Source organism: Streptomyces sp. NPDC048001, assembly GCF_043203115.1.
Taxonomy (GTDB): Bacteria; Actinomycetota; Actinomycetes; order Streptomycetales; family Streptomycetaceae; genus Streptomyces; species Streptomyces sanyensis.
In genome coordinates this window covers 343,636-357,359 of the sequence record NZ_JBIDBN010000007.1, presented here as the reverse complement: position 1 = coordinate 357,359, position 13,724 = coordinate 343,636, and the positions used below count along the sequence as shown (strand labels likewise).

The following is a 13,724-nucleotide window of genomic DNA, read 5'->3' as shown; positions in this document are numbered from 1 at the left end:
GGCCGCCCGACGGCCCGGCCGGGGCAGGGCTCAGCCCACGGGGACGCCCGCCTCCAGGTTGAACACGATGCCCTGCTCCCGGGCCCGCAGGGCCCAGCGCAGGCGCTCGTAGCGCCCGGGCGGGAGGAGGCCGGCGGCCTCGTCCTCGCCGACGAAGCGCCAGGCGCGCAGTTCCGGCCCGGGGAGACGGACGCGGGCGGCCTCCGGGGCCGGGAGCAGTCCGCCGTCGAAGAGGAGCCGCAGGCCGCCGAAGCGGGGCGGGACCGGCGCTTCCCAGTCGACCACCAGCAGGCGCGGTGGCCGGGGCAGTTCGATGCCGAGTTCCTCCGCCACCTCGCGCACCCCGGCGCGGGCGGGCGCCTCGCCGCGCTCCACGACGCCGCCGGGGAACTCCCAACCGGGTTTGTAGGTCGGGTCCACGAGCAGCACGCGGCCCGCCTCGTCGAAGAGCAGGACCCCGGCCGCGAGGGTCTCGGCGGTGGGTTCGGGCGTCTGGACGATGTCGCAGGGTGCGGCGCGCCCGGTGCTGACCGCCTGCGCGATGCGCTCCGCGGCCTGGCGCGGCGAGATCCGGCCGGTGTCGACGACGTGGGCGTCGGCGGTCAGCCAGGGCAGCGCCGCCCGGTAGGGCTCGATGTGGTCGTAGGCCCACCGGCGGATCCGCTGCTCCCCGTCGGGGGTGCCGGACACGTCGCGTGCGGCGATCCGTGCACGCAGGATCGTTTCATCAGGGGCCAGGAGCACATGCCGCACGGTGATCCGGCGGGCGGCGAGCGCGCCGAACACCTCGTCGCGGTACTCCTGCCGCAGCAGGGTCATCGGGACGACGAGGACACCGCCCAGCTCCGCGAGCAGCGCGGCCGCCGTGTCGACCACCAGGCGGCGCCAGATGGGCAGTTCCTGGACGTCGGGGACCTCCTCCCACCGCTTCTCGGGCAGCAGGTGCCGCAGGGCACCACCGACGAGTTCCGGGTCGAACAACGTGCTGTTCGGGATCAGATCGATCAGTTCGCGCGCGGTGCTGGTCTTGCCCGCTCCGAATGAACCGTTGATCCAGACGATCACGAGTCCCCCTCATCACTAGCCCGTACCGGCCCGTAGTGGTTGCCCGCACCACCCTGCCACGGAAACCCGCCATCGGAACCGGATGGCCGGACCGTGGCCAAGTGTGGCCGGGAGCGGCGCGCGCCGCCGCCGCGTCCCGTGACACCCGGGGCGCGGCGTCGTTGAGCGGGAGAGACAAGGGGGTGCGCCCATGCGCCGCACGGTGTTGGAGAAGTTCCCGGCGGGAGACCCGCGGGGAAGCCGGCAGGCAGAGGAGTACGCCCGGCACCGCCGGAGCGAGGGCCTGGCGGCGGAGGTGGTGATGGACCTGGACTCCGACGCCTTCCTCGTCGTCGTCCCGCAGCAGCAGACCGGGGAGCGCCCCTGGTGAGACCGGCCGGCGCACGGGCTCGGGCAGCGCGCGGCCGGCCCCGTCCCGCCCGCGCCCCGTCCCTCCCGCGCCCCGGCGCCGCGCCCCGGTCCGCCGCGCCAACGCCCCCGCCGGGACGCCGTCTCAGCGGGGGCAGGCGTGCCCGTCGGTGCGGTGCCCCATCCACACGGCCACGTCGCAGACCCGCAGCGCGCTCACCGTGTCCGGCAGCCCTGCCGCCTCCCGCAGCTCCAGGAGCCGGTGGTGGAGGGCACCGCCGCCGTGGCCCAGCGCCGCCCTGAGCGTCGACCAGAAGGACGGGGGGCGGCCCAGGGCGCAGCGCACCACCGTGTCGTAGACCGGGAGGAGCCTGGGGCGCTTGCGGGCGAGCGTCTTGCCGGCGATCACCCAGCCCACGCCCTGCTGCTCGGTCAGCAGCTTCCACGCCCGGGCCGCCGGCGAACCGTCGGCCACTGCCTGTGCAGGGGCGTCCGCCAGGTCGACACCGCTCGGCACCTCCCGCAGCAGGGCCGACAGCCGCTCCCCCACCGGCCCCTCCAGCAGGTCGAGTTTCAGTTCGACGGGGATCCTCACCGAGAGCGTCTCGACCGCGACCAGATCGGTGGCGGTGACGGTGTCGGCGGTGCCCGCGCCCTCCCCTCCGCCACCGAGGTGCTCGAAGCGGGCGCCGGAGAACGCCTCCTGCCCCGGGCGGAGGCCGATTCCGAAGTAGCGCCGCAGGTCGTCGATGGGCCGCGGGCCGGTGAGACGTTCGTCCAGTCGCTGCACCAGCACGGCGACGTCGTCGGGGCGGGGTGCCTGCATCGGGTGTTCCGTTCTGCTCGGGGTCGGGCGGACGGGCCACGGATACCGAAGGACCACGGTCCGCGCAAGTACCGGGCGCCCCAGGGGACTCCGCACCCTGGCGGCGCACGGCGCGCACCCCGGGGCGCGGGCGGCGATCGGGCCGTCGGCCCGGCGCACGGCGGTCGTTGTGCGCGCCGGAGGCGCCCCTGCGCGGGGACGTCGGACGTCCGCAGCACCGCGCCCCGGTCAACCCGCCGCTGCGGAACCCGTCCCGTGCACGCGGGGAACACGGGATCCGGCAGGGCCGACCCGGTCCCCGGACCACGGAGCCACCCGAGGCGCCCCGGGGACCGCCGCCCGCTCGGGGGACCCGCCCTCGCTCCGCGGGGCGGGCCGGGGTCCGGAAGCCGGCGCGGGCCGGGCGCCCGGGGCCCCGCCCTGCGGGAAGCCCGGCTCCCTGGCCCCCGGGAGCGACAGGAGTTCCAGCTGCTCGGCTCCCCGGCTTCCGGGCGGCGCGGTGAACCACAGCAGGCGCTGGCGTCCGTCCTCGCTGAGAAGGTTGTGGCAGTCGAGCGCGATGGCACCGAGGACCGGGTGGACGATCCTCTTGTGGTCCATACGGCGGACCGCGACCTCGTGGGCGTCCCAGAGGGTTGCGAACTCAGCGCTGCGGCGGCGCAGCACGGCGACCATCGCCGCGACCTCCGTGTCCCGGCCGCGCCGGGCGACCGCCGCCTGGAGGTCGGACACGAAGACCCGGGAGTGGTGCGGGTGGTCCTCGGGCGGGTGGATCCCGCGGGTCCGCGGGTCGGTGAACCAGCGGTACACGAAGCTCGCCGCCGGGCCGCGGTCGGCCGGGGAGCCGCCGAGCAGGGCCCGGGCCAGGTCGTTCTCCGCCAGGGTTGCGTGCAGGTCGGTGATGACGCGCGCGGGAGTGCCGGACAGCCGGTCCAGGAGTCCGAGGAGCTCGGGCCGCACCGGGGCCGACGGTCCGTCAGCGGACGGCGGGACGGGCCGGTCGGCGAGGTGGAACAGGTGGTCGCGCTCGTCGCCGTGCAGGCGCAGGGCACGGGCGAGGGCCGCCAGGGTCTGGGCCGAGGGCTGCACGCCGTTCTTCACGCTGCCGCGTTCCAGCTCCGTGTAGTAGTCGGCCGACAGACCGGCCAGGTGGGCGACCTCCTCGCGGCGGAGTCCCGGCACGCGTCGGCGGGTGCCGGGGGGCAGGCCGGCCTCGGCGGGGCGGATCCGGTCGCGGCGTGTCCTGAGGAAGGCACCGAGTTCTGGGAGGTTCACCGCTCCATGGTCGCCCGCGCACCGGCGCCCATCCAGGGGGTGGCGCCCCCCGGGTCGGCGCAGCCCTGGCAGCGGACGCCGGACCGGCCGATCGTGGAGGCTCGGCAGGGCGGCGGCGCGGACGCGGCCCGCCCTGCATCCACCGCAGGAGACTCCACCACAGGAGCCGGAGGAAGGACCAGCCATGCCCTTCGCGAACTTCAAGGTCCCCGAGAAGACCCTGACCCCGCGGCAGAAGGAGGAGATCGTCACCCGCACCACCGAGCTGTACGTCGAGATCTACGGCGAACGCGCCCGCGGCACCACCCTGGTACTGGTCGAGGAGGTCGCCGACGGCGGCTGGGGCGTCTCCGGCGAGGTGCTGACGCTCGCCGCGCTCGGCGGGGCGGCACCGGCCGGCACCGGCGACGCCTGACCGCACGGTGGCCGTCCGGGGCAGGGCGGCCGTCCGAGGCAGGGCGGCACCGCGCACGCGCCCCTGCCCGGCGGCCGGCCTCGTGCCCGGCGAGAGGGACCGCCCGGAGCCGCCGCCGGCCGGGGCGGGGCGCCGCCTCGGCCGGGGCCCGGTGCGGGCCTGACTACACCGGGGCCCGGTGCGGCCGCGGGGCCGTCAGGGCCGCGGAGGCGGCTCCGATGAGGCCGGCGTCCGTCCCCGTCCGGGCCGGGGCCACCGTGAGTCCGCGGACGAAGGAGAGCGTCGCGTAGCGGTGCAGCGCCCGCCGCAGCGGCGCGAACAGCACCTCGCCCGCCCCGGCCACGCCGCCGCCCACGACGGCGATGTCGATCTCGACCAGGGTCGCCGTGGCGGCGATCCCGGCCGCAAGCGCCTGGGCCGCGCGCTCGAAGGAGGCCACCGCCGCGGGGTCCCCCTCGCGGGCGGCGGCGGCCACCGCGGCGGCCGAGGCGTCGGCGCCGGGGCCCGGGCGCCAGCCGTTCTCGGCGGCCCGGCGGGCGATGTTGGGGCCGCTCGCGATCCGTTCGACGCAGCCGCGTGCTCCGCAGGGGCAGGCGTCGCCGTCCAGGTCGACACTGATGTGGCCGATGTGGCCGGCGTTCCCGGTGGGGCCGGTGTGCAGGCGGCCGTCCAGCACCAGGCCGCCGCCGACTCCGGTGGAGACGACCATGCAGAGCGCGTTCCGGTGGCCGCGGGCGGCTCCGCGCCAGTGCTCGGCGGCCGTGACGGCCACTCCGTCGCCGACGAGTTCCACCGGAAGCCCGCCGGCCGCCTCCGAGACCCGGGAGACGAGCGGGAAGCCGCGCCAGGCCGGGATGTTGACCGGGCTGACCGTGCCCACCGAGCGGTCCACCGGCCCGGCGCTGCCGATGCCCACCGCCGTGACGGCGGGCCACAGGGGCGAGGCCGCGAGGTCGGCAAGGACCTCCGCGACCGCCGCCATCACGGTGTCGGCGTCCTCCCGCGCGGGCGTCGGGCGCCGGCTGCGCAGCAGCAGCGCCCCCTCGCCGTCCACCAGCGCTCCGGCGATCTTGGTGCCGCCGATGTCGAGCGCGGCGACGAGGCTGGTCTGCATCGGTGTGCGATCCCCCGGGAGGCTGTCGGACGTGGAGCTCTGCGCCCAGTCTCCCCCGGCATGACAACGTTGTCCAGGCACTATGCCGGATGTCCCAGCTTCCCATACCATCGGTAGCCGTCCGCCCGCCCCCGACCCGAAGGCGCATCGTGGCCGATCCGACCCGCCCGCTCCCGTCAGCAGGCAGCCCCAGGGGCCCCGAACCGCGGTACGGGAACCGGCCGACGATGAAGGACGTCGCGGCGCATGCCGGTGTCGGGCTGAAGACCGTCTCACGGGTGGTCAACGGGGAGCCGGGCGTCACCCCGGACACCGAGCGCCGGGTCCAGGAGTCGATCGAGTCGCTCGGATTCCGCCGCAACGACAGCGCGCGGGTGCTCAGGAAGGGCCGCACGGCCTCCGTCGGACTGGTGCTGGAGGATCTGGCCGACCCGTTCTACGGACCGCTCAGCCGCGCGGTGGAGGAGGTCGCCCGGGCCCACGGGGCGCTGCTGATCAACGGTTCCAGCGCGGAGGACCCGGGCCGCGAGCAGGAGTTGGCCCTGGCCCTGTGCGCGCGGCGGGTCGACGGGCTGATCGTGATCCCGGCGGGTGACGACCACCGGTATCTGGAGCCGGAGATCCGGGCGGGCGTGGCCACGGTCTTCGTCGACCGCCCCGCCGGGCGCATCGAGGCGGACGCGGTGCTCTCCGACAGCTTCGGCGGTGCCCGCGCGGGCACCGCGCACCTCCTCGCCCACGGCCACCGCCGCATCGCCTTCATCGGCGACCAGCCGCGGATCCACACGGCCGCCGAGCGTCTGCGCGGCTACCGTGCGGCGATGGAGGACGCCGGAGCGCGGATCGACGACTCCTGGGTGTCGCTCGGCTCGACGGCACCGGAGCGGGTCCGCGGGGCGCTCGCCGCGATGCTGGACGCGGCCGAGCCGGTGACGGCGGTCCTCGCGGGCAACAACCGGGTGACGGTCACCGTGGTCAGGCATCTCGCCGCGCGCGACCGCCCGGTGGCGCTCGTGGGCTTCGACGACATCGAACTGGCGGACCTGCTCGGGATCACGGTGATCGCCCAGGACGCGGCGGCGCTGGGGCGCACGGCGGCGGAGCGGCTGTTCCGCCGCCTGGACGGGGTCAGGGAGGCCCCGGCTCGGGTGACGCTGGAGACGCGGCTGATCCCGCGCGGCTCCGGGGAGCTGGCCCCCGCCGACTGAGGGCGCCGCCGGGGCCCGCCGAGGGGCCCCGCAGCCCGCCGGAGGGCTCGGGGCCCCGGTCCGGGCGGGACCGGGACCCCGAGCGGTCCACAAGCCGATGCGGTGGCCCCTTCCGGGCACCCGGAGCGGCCGCGGCAGGGTGACACCGGGGCGACGGGGCGACGGGGCGACGGGCACAGAACCGGACCACGCAACAGCGCGAACACCGGGGCGCCCGCGGACCCGTGGCTCGCGCTCGACCGCCTGGCCCTGCCTACAGCCGGTCCCCCCTGCCGGGCGGTTCCGGAGGATGCATCCCGCCACCGTCCTTGACGTCCCTTTCACAGGTGGGGCGGTCGTAGGACTGGTCGTTGGGGATCAGCAACACTCCGGCAACCTGCTCGGGGCGGTCGACGGCGAGCCAGTGGTCGCCGGTGAGGGGATCGTCGGCCGGCCCGAAGGCCTCGGAGGAGGAAACCGTCTGACACCCCAGCACCACACGCCTCCTGTCGACCGCGCAGGCGTCCACTGCGGGGTCGGAGGAGTATGCGTCGGCGCCGTCGAAGCGGAAGCGGAAGTGGACCCGGTCGCCTTCGGCGGGCACCTGCGGGTGGGGCTCGAGGCGCCAGTCGACGACCGAGGCCGTGACGCGGAGAGGCTGCCCGTACGTGTCAACGACCTGCACCCGGACAGCGGCCTTGCCGCGCTCCGCCGTCGTGTCGGTGCAGACCCAGGACGAGCAGCCGGACAGGGCGAGAACCGCCAGAGCCGGCGGGGCGAGGGCGAACGCCCTTGCAGACAACACCGAGAGGACCTCCGGTCGGGGTGGGGCGGGGCAGCGTATCCCGGGGTCCGGCAGCTGCCGGTGACGGCGGCGAGCGCCCGCGGGGGCGAAGCCGACGCGCGGAGGAACCCGGTGAACCGGGCGGGTGGCCAGGGATACGCAGCGGCCTCCGGCAGGCGCCCTTCTCAGCGGGAGGTGGCGGTGAGGTCGCCGCGGCGCGGGGCGGCGAAGGCGTCCAGCTGGGCGCGGGTGAGCCCGGTGGCCCGGGCGACCTCCGGGGCGTCCAGGGCACCGCAGTCGATGCCCCGCAGCAGGTAGGAGCCGAGGGCCTTGGCGGTGGCCGGCTCGTCCATCACGTCGCCGCCCGCGCGCCCCGCGTACGCCGACAGCCGTGCGGCGGCCTGCTCGAAGCCCTCGCGGTAGAAGGCGAAGACGGCGGCGTAGCGCGTGGGCAGGTGCCCGGGGTGCATGTCCCAGCCCTGGTAGTAGGCGCGGGCCAGGGCGCGGCGGGTGAGCCCGTAGTGGAGCCGCCAGGCCTCGTGCACGCGCTCGGTCGGGCCCACCGGCAGCACGTTGGTGGAGCCGTCGCTCACGCGCACCCCGGTACCGGCGGCGGCGACCTGCATCACGGCCTTGGCGTGGTCGGCGGCGGGATGGTCGCCGGCCTGGTGGGCGGCGCTGACACCGAGGCAGGCGCTGTAGTCGAAGGTGCCGTAGTGGAGTCCGGTGGCCCGGCCCTCGGCCGCGTCGATCATGCGGGCGACCGTGGCGGTGCCGTCCGGGCCGAGGATCGCCTGGCTGGTCTCGATCTGGATCTCGAACCCGATCCGCCCGGCGGGCAGGCCGCGGGCCTTCTCGAACTCCTCGACGAGCCGCACCATCGCGGTGACCTGCTCGGTGTAGGTGACCTTGGGCAGGGTGAGGACCAGCCCGTCGGGAAGGCCGCCCGCGTCCATGAGACCGGTGAGGAACACGTCGAGGGTGCGGATGCCCCGCTCCCGGACCGCGGCCTCCATGCACTTCATGCGGATGCCCGCGTAGGGCGGGGCGGTGCCGTCCGCCCATGCCCTTGCCAGCAGGCGGGCGGCGCGGGCGGCGTCGCGGTCCTCGTCCGTGCCTCCGTAGCCGTCCTCGAAGTCGATGCGCAGATCCTCGACGGGCTCGCGTTCGAGCTTGGCGCGGACCCGCGCGTGGACGGGCTCGGCGAGATGGCCGGGGAGGCCCAGGACGCGGGCGAGGGCGGCGGCGTCGGGGGCGTGCTCGTCGAGGGCGGCGAGCGCCGACTCCCCCCATGTGCGGACGGTGTCGGCGGCGAAGGACTCGGCCGGGACGTAGACGGTGTGGACGGGCTGGCGGGTACCGGGGTCCCCGGGGTAGCGGCGTGCGAGTTCGGCGTCCACCGCCGCGAGGGAGGCGCCGACGCCCTCGACGACCGCACCGGCGAGACTCGTCGCCACCGTCTCCTGCTGACCCATTCCCGCACCCTCCGCACATCCGCGACCTCCGGAAGAGGTCGTTTTCCGCTGACCGGAATCGAGATTCCATTGCAACATTCTGTTGAATGAAGGTAGTCCGCGGCCGCGACCTGCGTCAATGGTGTCCCGCAACCGGCAGGGGCCGCACGGTGGATCTCCACCGTGCGGCCCCTGCGCGGGAGGATGCGGTCAGCCCTTGCGGGTCCTGACCTCCTCGGTCAGCTGCGGGACGACGTCGAACAGGTCGCCGACCACGCCGTAGTCGACCAGCTCGAAGATCGGGGCCTCGGCGTCCTTGTTGATGGCGACGATGGTCTTCGAGGTCTGCATGCCGGCGCGGTGCTGGATGGCGCCGGAGATGCCGGACGCGATGTACAGCTGCGGCGACACGGACTTGCCGGTCTGACCGACCTGGTTGGTGTGCGGGTACCAGCCGGCGTCGACGGCGGCGCGGGAGGCGCCGACGGCGGCACCGAGGGAGTCGGCGAGCGCCTCGATGACCGCGAAGTTCTCGGCGCCGTTGACACCGCGGCCGCCGGAGACGACGATCGCGGCCTCGGTCAGCTCCGGGCGGCCCGTGGACTCACGGGGGGTGCGGGAGACGATCCGGGTGCCGGTGGCCTTCTCGGAGAAGGACACGGACAGCGCCTCCACGGCGCCGGCGGCGGGAGCAGCCTCGACGGCGGCCGAGTTGGGCTTCACCGTGATGACCGGAGTGCCCCTGCTCACCCGCGACTTGGTGGTGAAGGACGCGGCGAAGACGGACTGGGTGGCGACCGGGCCCTCGTCACCGGCCTCCAGGTCCACGGCGTCGGTGATGATGCCGGAACCGATGCGGACCGCGAGACGGGCGGCGATCTCCTTGCCCTCGGCGGAGGAGGGGACCAGCACGGCAGCCGGGGAGACGGCCTCGTGGGCGGCCTGGAGCGCGTCCACCTTCGGGACGACGAGGTACTCGGCGAACTCCGGGGCGTCGGCGGTGAGCACCCTGACCGCACCGTGCTCGGCGAGCGTGGCGGCGGTGTCGGCGGCACCGGCGCCCAGGGCGACGGCGACCGGCTCGCCGATACGGCGGGCCAGCGTCAGCAGCTCCAGGGTGGGCTTGCGAACGGCGCCGTCCACGTGGTCGACGTAGACGAGAACTTCAGCCATGGGACTTCTTCTCTCCTGCTTGCGAGGTTGAAGGGGGCGGTGGGTGGCCGAAGCCTCAGATGAACTTCTGGCTCGCGAGGAACTCGGCGAGCTGCTTGCCGCCCTCACCCTCGTCCTTGACGATCGTGCCGGCGGTGCGGGCCGGACGCTCGGCGGCCGAGTCGACCGCGGTCCAGGCGCCGCCGAGGCCGACCTCCTCGGCCTCGATGTCCAGGTCGGACAGGTCCAGGGACTCGACCGGCTTCTTCTTGGCGGCCATGATGCCCTTGAAGGACGGGTAGCGGGCCTCGCCCGACTGGTCCGTCACGGACACGACGGCCGGCAGGGACGCCTCCAGCTGCTCGCTGGCCGTGTCGCCGTCGCGGCGCCCGGTCACCTTGCCGTCCTCGACCGAGACCTCGGACAGCAGCGTGACCTGCGGAACGCCCAGACGCTCGGCGAGGAGGGCGGGCAGCACGCCCATGGTGCCGTCGGTGGAGGCCATGCCGGCGATGACCAGGTCGTAGCCGGTCTTCTCGATCGCCTTGGCCAGGACCAGCGAGGTACCGAGCGCGTCGGTGCCGTGCAGGTCGTCGTCCTCGACGTGGACGGCCTTGTCCGCGCCCATGGACAGCGCCTTGCGCAGGGCGTCCTTGGCGTCCTCGGGGCCGACGGTGAGCACGGTGACCTCGGCGTCGTCCGCGTCCTCGGCGATCTGGAGCGCCTGCTCGACCGCGTACTCGTCCAGCTCCGACAGCAGGCCGTCGACGTCGTCGCGGTCGACGGTCAGGTCATCGGCGAAGTGCCGGTCGCCGGTGGCGTCGGGCACGTACTTCACACAGACAACGATCCTCAGGCTCACGCCGGCTCTCCTACTGCATCGTCTCTACTGGAATGCCTTGTGAACGCAGCATAGGCGTCCGAAGGGGCGGATCCCGGTCGGGGCGGGCCTGCGCTCCGACCAAAATATTACTCGCCAGTACACCCGTTCCGTTACCGCTAAGCAAGCGCTTGGGCTGTGATCTCGGCAACGGAACACCTGGTCAGTCCCGCAGGGCGGTGAAGCGGCCCTGGTGGTAGACCAGGGGGCGCAGCCCGCTGTGCCCGACGTCCCCGGCGAGGACCTCGGCCAGCACCACACGGTGGTCCCCGGCCGGGACGCGCGCCGTGATGCGGCAGACGAGGAAGCCCATGGCCCCCTCCAGGAGCGGCACGCCCTGCGGCCCCCTGCGCCAGCGGGTGGGCGGGGCGAAGCGGTCGGCCCCGCTGCGGGCGAAGGTGGCGGCGAGCTCCTCCTGGCCCTCGGCGAGGAGGTGCACCCCCACGTGCCCGGCCTCGGCCAGGACCGGCCAGCTGGAGGAGCCGGTGCCGACACCGAAGGAGATCATCGGGGGCTCGGCGGAGACGGAGGTCACCGAGGTGGCGGTGAACCCGACGGGGCGCTCCCCGCGGGCCGTGATCACCGCGACCCCGGCCGCGTGGCGGCGGAAGACGGAGCGGAGCAGCTCCGGCCCGCCGGATACGGGGGCGCCGGTGGCGGAGCGCTGGGGCGTGATGGCGGCGGGTGCGGTGCGCGGGACGGAACGGAGGTCGGCCGACGCGGTCATGGAGGTGTCCTTCTGCGGTGGAGGCGAACTAGGCGGCAGCGGCGGCAGCCTGACAGAGCGCGCTCGCGACACGGCGGAGGTCGACATGAACCCGGCCGTGGAGAAGGATTTCCTGGTGCACGGGGATCAGCCTGACGATGATTGCGGTGTGCAGTCAAGCGCGCACCGGGCAATGGGACCCACCTCACGGCGCGTCACAGGATCCGCCCGAGCGCGGCGATGACGTCCGCGGTACGCGGGGCTCCGGCGGCGCGGGCGGCGACACGCCCCCGGGCGTCCAGCACGAGGACCGTCGGCGTGCGCTCGATCCCGAGGCGGCGGACCAGGTGCAGCCGCGACTCGGCGTCGATCTCCACATGCGCCACGCCGTCGACCATGGCCGCGACGGAGGCCAGGGTGCGGCGGGTGGCACGGCACGGCTGGCAGAACGCCGTGGAGAACTGCACCAGGGTGGCGCGCGCACCCCGCGGGGCGCCGAGTTCCGCCTCCCCGAGCGCGCCCACCGGTGCTCCGGGGGCGTGCTCCCGGCGTGCGCCGCGCGCGCCGGCGGCGCCGTGCGGGAGCCCGCCCGCCCCGGTCCCGTCCGCGGGCCGGGGCCCGCTGCCTTCCTGGTCGGCCACCGTGCGATCCTCTTCCTGTCGTGTCCGGGCACCCCCGTCAACCACGAGCGGGCGGGTGGGGATTCCCGGCAGCGTGATCCCTCGGCGGCGGAACGTGACGAGAATCTCGCCGGGCCGCGCCCCGGGGGCTGGTCTGCGGCCCGCTCATGGGGCACGATCGGCCAGACGGCCAAAACCTACGGCCGCGTAACTTCTACCGGGAGACCCCTCCCCGGGTACGACGAAAGGGTCCTCCCCAGATGGCAGAGCTCGTCTATCGGCCGGTCGTCGGCGCCGCCCTCACGATGTTCAAGGCGCTCGACCTGAAGATCGACACTCAGGGTTCCGAGCACATCCCCCGCACCGGGGGCGCCGTCCTGGTGAGCAACCACATCAGCTACCTGGACTTCATCTTCACCGGCCTCGCCGCACTGCCGCAGAAGCGCCTGGTGCGCTTCATGGCGAAGGACTCGGTCTTCCGCCACAAGGTCTCGGGACCGCTGATGCGCGGCATGAAGCACATCCCGGTGGACCGCAAGCAGGGCGAGGCCGCGTACCGGCACGCCCTCGACGCGCTGCGTGCGGGGGAGATCGTGGGCGTCTTCCCCGAGGCGACGATCTCGCAGTCCTTCACCCTGAAGTCCTTCAAGTCGGGCGCCGCCCGCCTCGCCCAGGAGGCGGGGGTGCCGCTGATCCCCATGGCCCTGTGGGGGACCCAGCGCCTGTGGACCAAGGGGCGCCCGCGGAACTTCAAGCGCTCCCACATCCCGGTGACCATCCGCGTCGGCGAGCCGCTGGAGGCCCCGGCGGACCAGTACGCGGGGGCGATCACGCGCCGGCTGCGCGAGCGGGTGCAGGAGCTGCTGGAGGCCGCGCAGCGCGCCTACCCCGTCCGCACGAAGGACGCCACCGACACCTGGTGGATCCCCGCCCATCTCGGCGGCACCGCGCCCACCCCGGCCGAGGTGCGCGAGAGCCGCTGAGGACGCCGCGGGCGGTGCGGAGCACCGCCCGCGCACCCGGGCCGCGACCGCCGGGCGGGACGGCACGTCAGGAGGCCGGGCCCGCGAGGGTGATCCGGGCGCCCGGGCTGAGGCGCTCCAGGTGCCCGGCGAGCTCCTCGGCGGCGGCCTGCAGCGCCCCGTCGGCCGGGGACATCCCCTCCAGCAGGAAGAGCGCGTTCCCCGACTCCGCGGTGAGGCGGGTGCGCACGCCCTGGCGCCAGTTCCAGCGCCGGCAGGTCACGCCCCGGTCGTCGCACCAGACGACCTCGCCGGGCTCGGGCCGCTCCTCGACGGGCCTGCCCTCCGCGGTGGTGGCGAAGGGCTCGTCCCCGCGGGCGCGGACCAGGCGCATGCCGCCCTCGATGCGGTCGGCGTCCTCGCCGCCCAACGGAACGAGGTGGGCGACGCTGACGGCGTTGTAGAGGTCCACCAGCGGGTTGATCCGCGGGAGCCCGCCGTCCGCGAGCGCGCGCCGGGCGAGCGCCTCGGCGGAGTTGCGGGTCCGGGAGGGCTTGGCACCGAACGCGCTGTACGCCCGGCGCCAGGCGGCCATGTGCGGGTCCTCGTGGGGCGGGCGGCCGCCGAGGCGGTCGGCGAGCCTCCGTGCGGCGTCGTCGAGGAGGGCGGCGGTCGCGTCCCCGCCCCCGAGGGTGCCGTCGAGGCCGCGGGCCTCGACGGCCACGTACAGGAAGCCGGGCGCGAGCGCCCGCACCTCGTCGGCGACGGTGAGCGAGAGGGGCATGGCAAGCCGTTCGGTCGTAAGGAGGGCGGCCCACCGGGCGGGACGCACCACGGGGCCGGGCGGTCGGGTTCGGCGGGCGGAGCCCGCGGACCGCCCCCTCATAGTGCCATACAAAGAACCATCCAGTGCAGTTCGTTGGACTCCCGCGGTGG

The 13,724-nt window shown here is 74.9% G+C and carries 15 protein-coding genes and 1 pseudogene; 4 read left to right on the top strand and 12 right to left on the bottom strand.

Features of this window, described 5'->3' with window-relative positions:
* Positions 1–30 precede the first annotated feature (30 nt).
* Entirely contained in the window at positions 31–1,065 is a 1,035-nt protein-coding gene (locus tag ACGF15_RS15610; RefSeq protein ID WP_345614773.1) for an NUDIX domain-containing protein, read from the bottom strand.
* Positions 1,066–1,255: 190 nt separating this feature from the next.
* Between ACGF15_RS15610 and ACGF15_RS15605 the strand changes: the two genes are divergently transcribed.
* The gene (locus ACGF15_RS15605; protein ID WP_256524949.1) at positions 1,256–1,435 is read left to right on the top strand and encodes a hypothetical protein; all 180 of its coding nucleotides are present in this window, start codon (positions 1,256–1,258) and stop codon (positions 1,433–1,435) included.
* A gap of 123 nt (positions 1,436–1,558) precedes the next feature.
* Here the strand turns inward: ACGF15_RS15605 and ACGF15_RS15600 are convergent, their stop codons facing one another.
* Positions 1,559–2,239: a DUF6308 family protein gene (locus ACGF15_RS15600; RefSeq protein WP_392799351.1), complete on the bottom strand. Its 681-nt coding sequence runs from the start codon at positions 2,237–2,239 to the stop codon at positions 1,559–1,561.
* Positions 2,240–2,620: 381 nt separating this feature from the next.
* A pseudogene (locus tag ACGF15_RS15595) lies at positions 2,621–3,514 on the bottom strand (helix-turn-helix domain-containing protein); the annotation flags it as partial.
* A 184-nt stretch (positions 3,515–3,698) separates the two neighbouring features.
* Between ACGF15_RS15595 and ACGF15_RS15590 the strand changes: the two are divergent.
* Entirely contained in the window at positions 3,699–3,929 is a 231-nt protein-coding gene (locus ACGF15_RS15590; RefSeq protein ID WP_345614775.1) for a tautomerase family protein, read from the top strand.
* A gap of 163 nt (positions 3,930–4,092) precedes the next feature.
* On the opposite strand, the gene ACGF15_RS15585 is transcribed toward ACGF15_RS15590, so the two are convergent.
* Positions 4,093–5,043, bottom strand: coding sequence for an ROK family protein (locus ACGF15_RS15585; RefSeq protein ID WP_392799348.1), 951 nt, complete (start codon positions 5,041–5,043; stop codon positions 4,093–4,095).
* 227 nt (positions 5,044–5,270) lie between these two features.
* On the opposite strand from ACGF15_RS15585, the gene ACGF15_RS15580 reads away from it, so the two are divergent.
* On the top strand, positions 5,271–6,251 hold the full coding sequence (locus ACGF15_RS15580) for a LacI family DNA-binding transcriptional regulator (protein ID WP_345614777.1): 981 nt from the start codon (positions 5,271–5,273) through the stop codon (positions 6,249–6,251).
* Between the two features lie 253 nt (positions 6,252–6,504).
* Here the strand turns inward: ACGF15_RS15580 and ACGF15_RS15575 are convergent, their stop codons facing one another.
* From ACGF15_RS15575 to ACGF15_RS15545, 7 genes are all read right to left on the bottom strand, one after another.
* On the bottom strand, positions 6,505–7,035 hold the full coding sequence (locus tag ACGF15_RS15575) for a hypothetical protein (RefSeq protein ID WP_362613367.1): 531 nt from the start codon (positions 7,033–7,035) through the stop codon (positions 6,505–6,507).
* 164 nt (positions 7,036–7,199) lie between these two features.
* Positions 7,200–8,489, bottom strand: coding sequence for a DUF6986 family protein (locus ACGF15_RS15570; RefSeq protein WP_392799344.1), 1,290 nt, complete (start codon positions 8,487–8,489; stop codon positions 7,200–7,202).
* Between the two features lie 189 nt (positions 8,490–8,678).
* A complete protein-coding gene (locus tag ACGF15_RS15565; protein WP_345614780.1) occupies positions 8,679–9,641 on the bottom strand; it encodes an electron transfer flavoprotein subunit alpha/FixB family protein in 963 nt (320 codons plus the stop codon).
* A 55-nt stretch (positions 9,642–9,696) separates the two neighbouring features.
* A complete protein-coding gene (locus tag ACGF15_RS15560) occupies positions 9,697–10,482 on the bottom strand; it encodes an electron transfer flavoprotein subunit beta/FixA family protein (RefSeq protein WP_345614781.1) in 786 nt (261 codons plus the stop codon).
* A 181-nt stretch (positions 10,483–10,663) separates the two neighbouring features.
* Positions 10,664–11,227 carry a flavin reductase family protein gene (locus ACGF15_RS15555; RefSeq protein ID WP_345614782.1) on the bottom strand — a complete coding sequence of 188 codons (564 nt, stop codon included), beginning with the start codon at positions 11,225–11,227 and terminating at the stop codon, positions 10,664–10,666.
* A gap of 28 nt (positions 11,228–11,255) precedes the next feature.
* Positions 11,256–11,348 (bottom strand): putative leader peptide, encoded by a 93-nt coding sequence (locus tag ACGF15_RS15550; RefSeq protein WP_360647165.1) that lies wholly within the window; start codon positions 11,346–11,348, stop codon positions 11,256–11,258.
* 73 nt (positions 11,349–11,421) lie between these two features.
* On the bottom strand, positions 11,422–11,730 hold the full coding sequence (locus ACGF15_RS15545) for a thioredoxin family protein (RefSeq protein ID WP_392799434.1): 309 nt from the start codon (positions 11,728–11,730) through the stop codon (positions 11,422–11,424).
* 356 nt (positions 11,731–12,086) lie between these two features.
* On the opposite strand from ACGF15_RS15545, the gene ACGF15_RS15540 reads away from it, so the two are divergent.
* A complete protein-coding gene (locus ACGF15_RS15540; protein ID WP_345614783.1) occupies positions 12,087–12,809 on the top strand; it encodes a lysophospholipid acyltransferase family protein in 723 nt (240 codons plus the stop codon).
* A gap of 67 nt (positions 12,810–12,876) precedes the next feature.
* Here the strand turns inward: ACGF15_RS15540 and ACGF15_RS15535 are convergent, their stop codons facing one another.
* Positions 12,877–13,572 carry a phenylalanine--tRNA ligase beta subunit-related protein gene (locus ACGF15_RS15535; protein WP_362613377.1) on the bottom strand — a complete coding sequence of 232 codons (696 nt, stop codon included), beginning with the start codon at positions 13,570–13,572 and terminating at the stop codon, positions 12,877–12,879.
* Positions 13,573–13,724 lie beyond the last annotated feature (152 nt).

Excerpts from the sequence above, each read along its gene's own strand:
- ACGF15_RS15605 (WP_256524949.1), top strand. The coding sequence starts at position 1,256 with ATGCGCCGCACGGTGTTGGAGAAGTTCCCGGCGGGAGACCCGCGGGGA.
- ACGF15_RS15600 (WP_392799351.1), bottom strand. The coding sequence starts at position 2,239 with ATGCAGGCACCCCGCCCCGACGACGTCGCCGTGCTGGTGCAGCGACTG.
- ACGF15_RS15590 (WP_345614775.1), top strand. The coding sequence starts at position 3,699 with ATGCCCTTCGCGAACTTCAAGGTCCCCGAGAAGACCCTGACCCCGCGG.
- ACGF15_RS15585 (WP_392799348.1), bottom strand. The coding sequence starts at position 5,043 with ATGCAGACCAGCCTCGTCGCCGCGCTCGACATCGGCGGCACCAAGATC.
- ACGF15_RS15580 (WP_345614777.1), top strand. The coding sequence starts at position 5,271 with ATGAAGGACGTCGCGGCGCATGCCGGTGTCGGGCTGAAGACCGTCTCA.
- ACGF15_RS15570 (WP_392799344.1), bottom strand. The coding sequence starts at position 8,489 with ATGGGTCAGCAGGAGACGGTGGCGACGAGTCTCGCCGGTGCGGTCGTC.
- ACGF15_RS15565 (WP_345614780.1), bottom strand. The coding sequence starts at position 9,641 with ATGGCTGAAGTTCTCGTCTACGTCGACCACGTGGACGGCGCCGTTCGC.
- ACGF15_RS15555 (WP_345614782.1), bottom strand. The coding sequence starts at position 11,227 with ATGACCGCGTCGGCCGACCTCCGTTCCGTCCCGCGCACCGCACCCGCC.
- ACGF15_RS15540 (WP_345614783.1), top strand. The coding sequence starts at position 12,087 with ATGGCAGAGCTCGTCTATCGGCCGGTCGTCGGCGCCGCCCTCACGATG.
- ACGF15_RS15535 (WP_362613377.1), bottom strand. The coding sequence starts at position 13,572 with ATGCCCCTCTCGCTCACCGTCGCCGACGAGGTGCGGGCGCTCGCGCCC.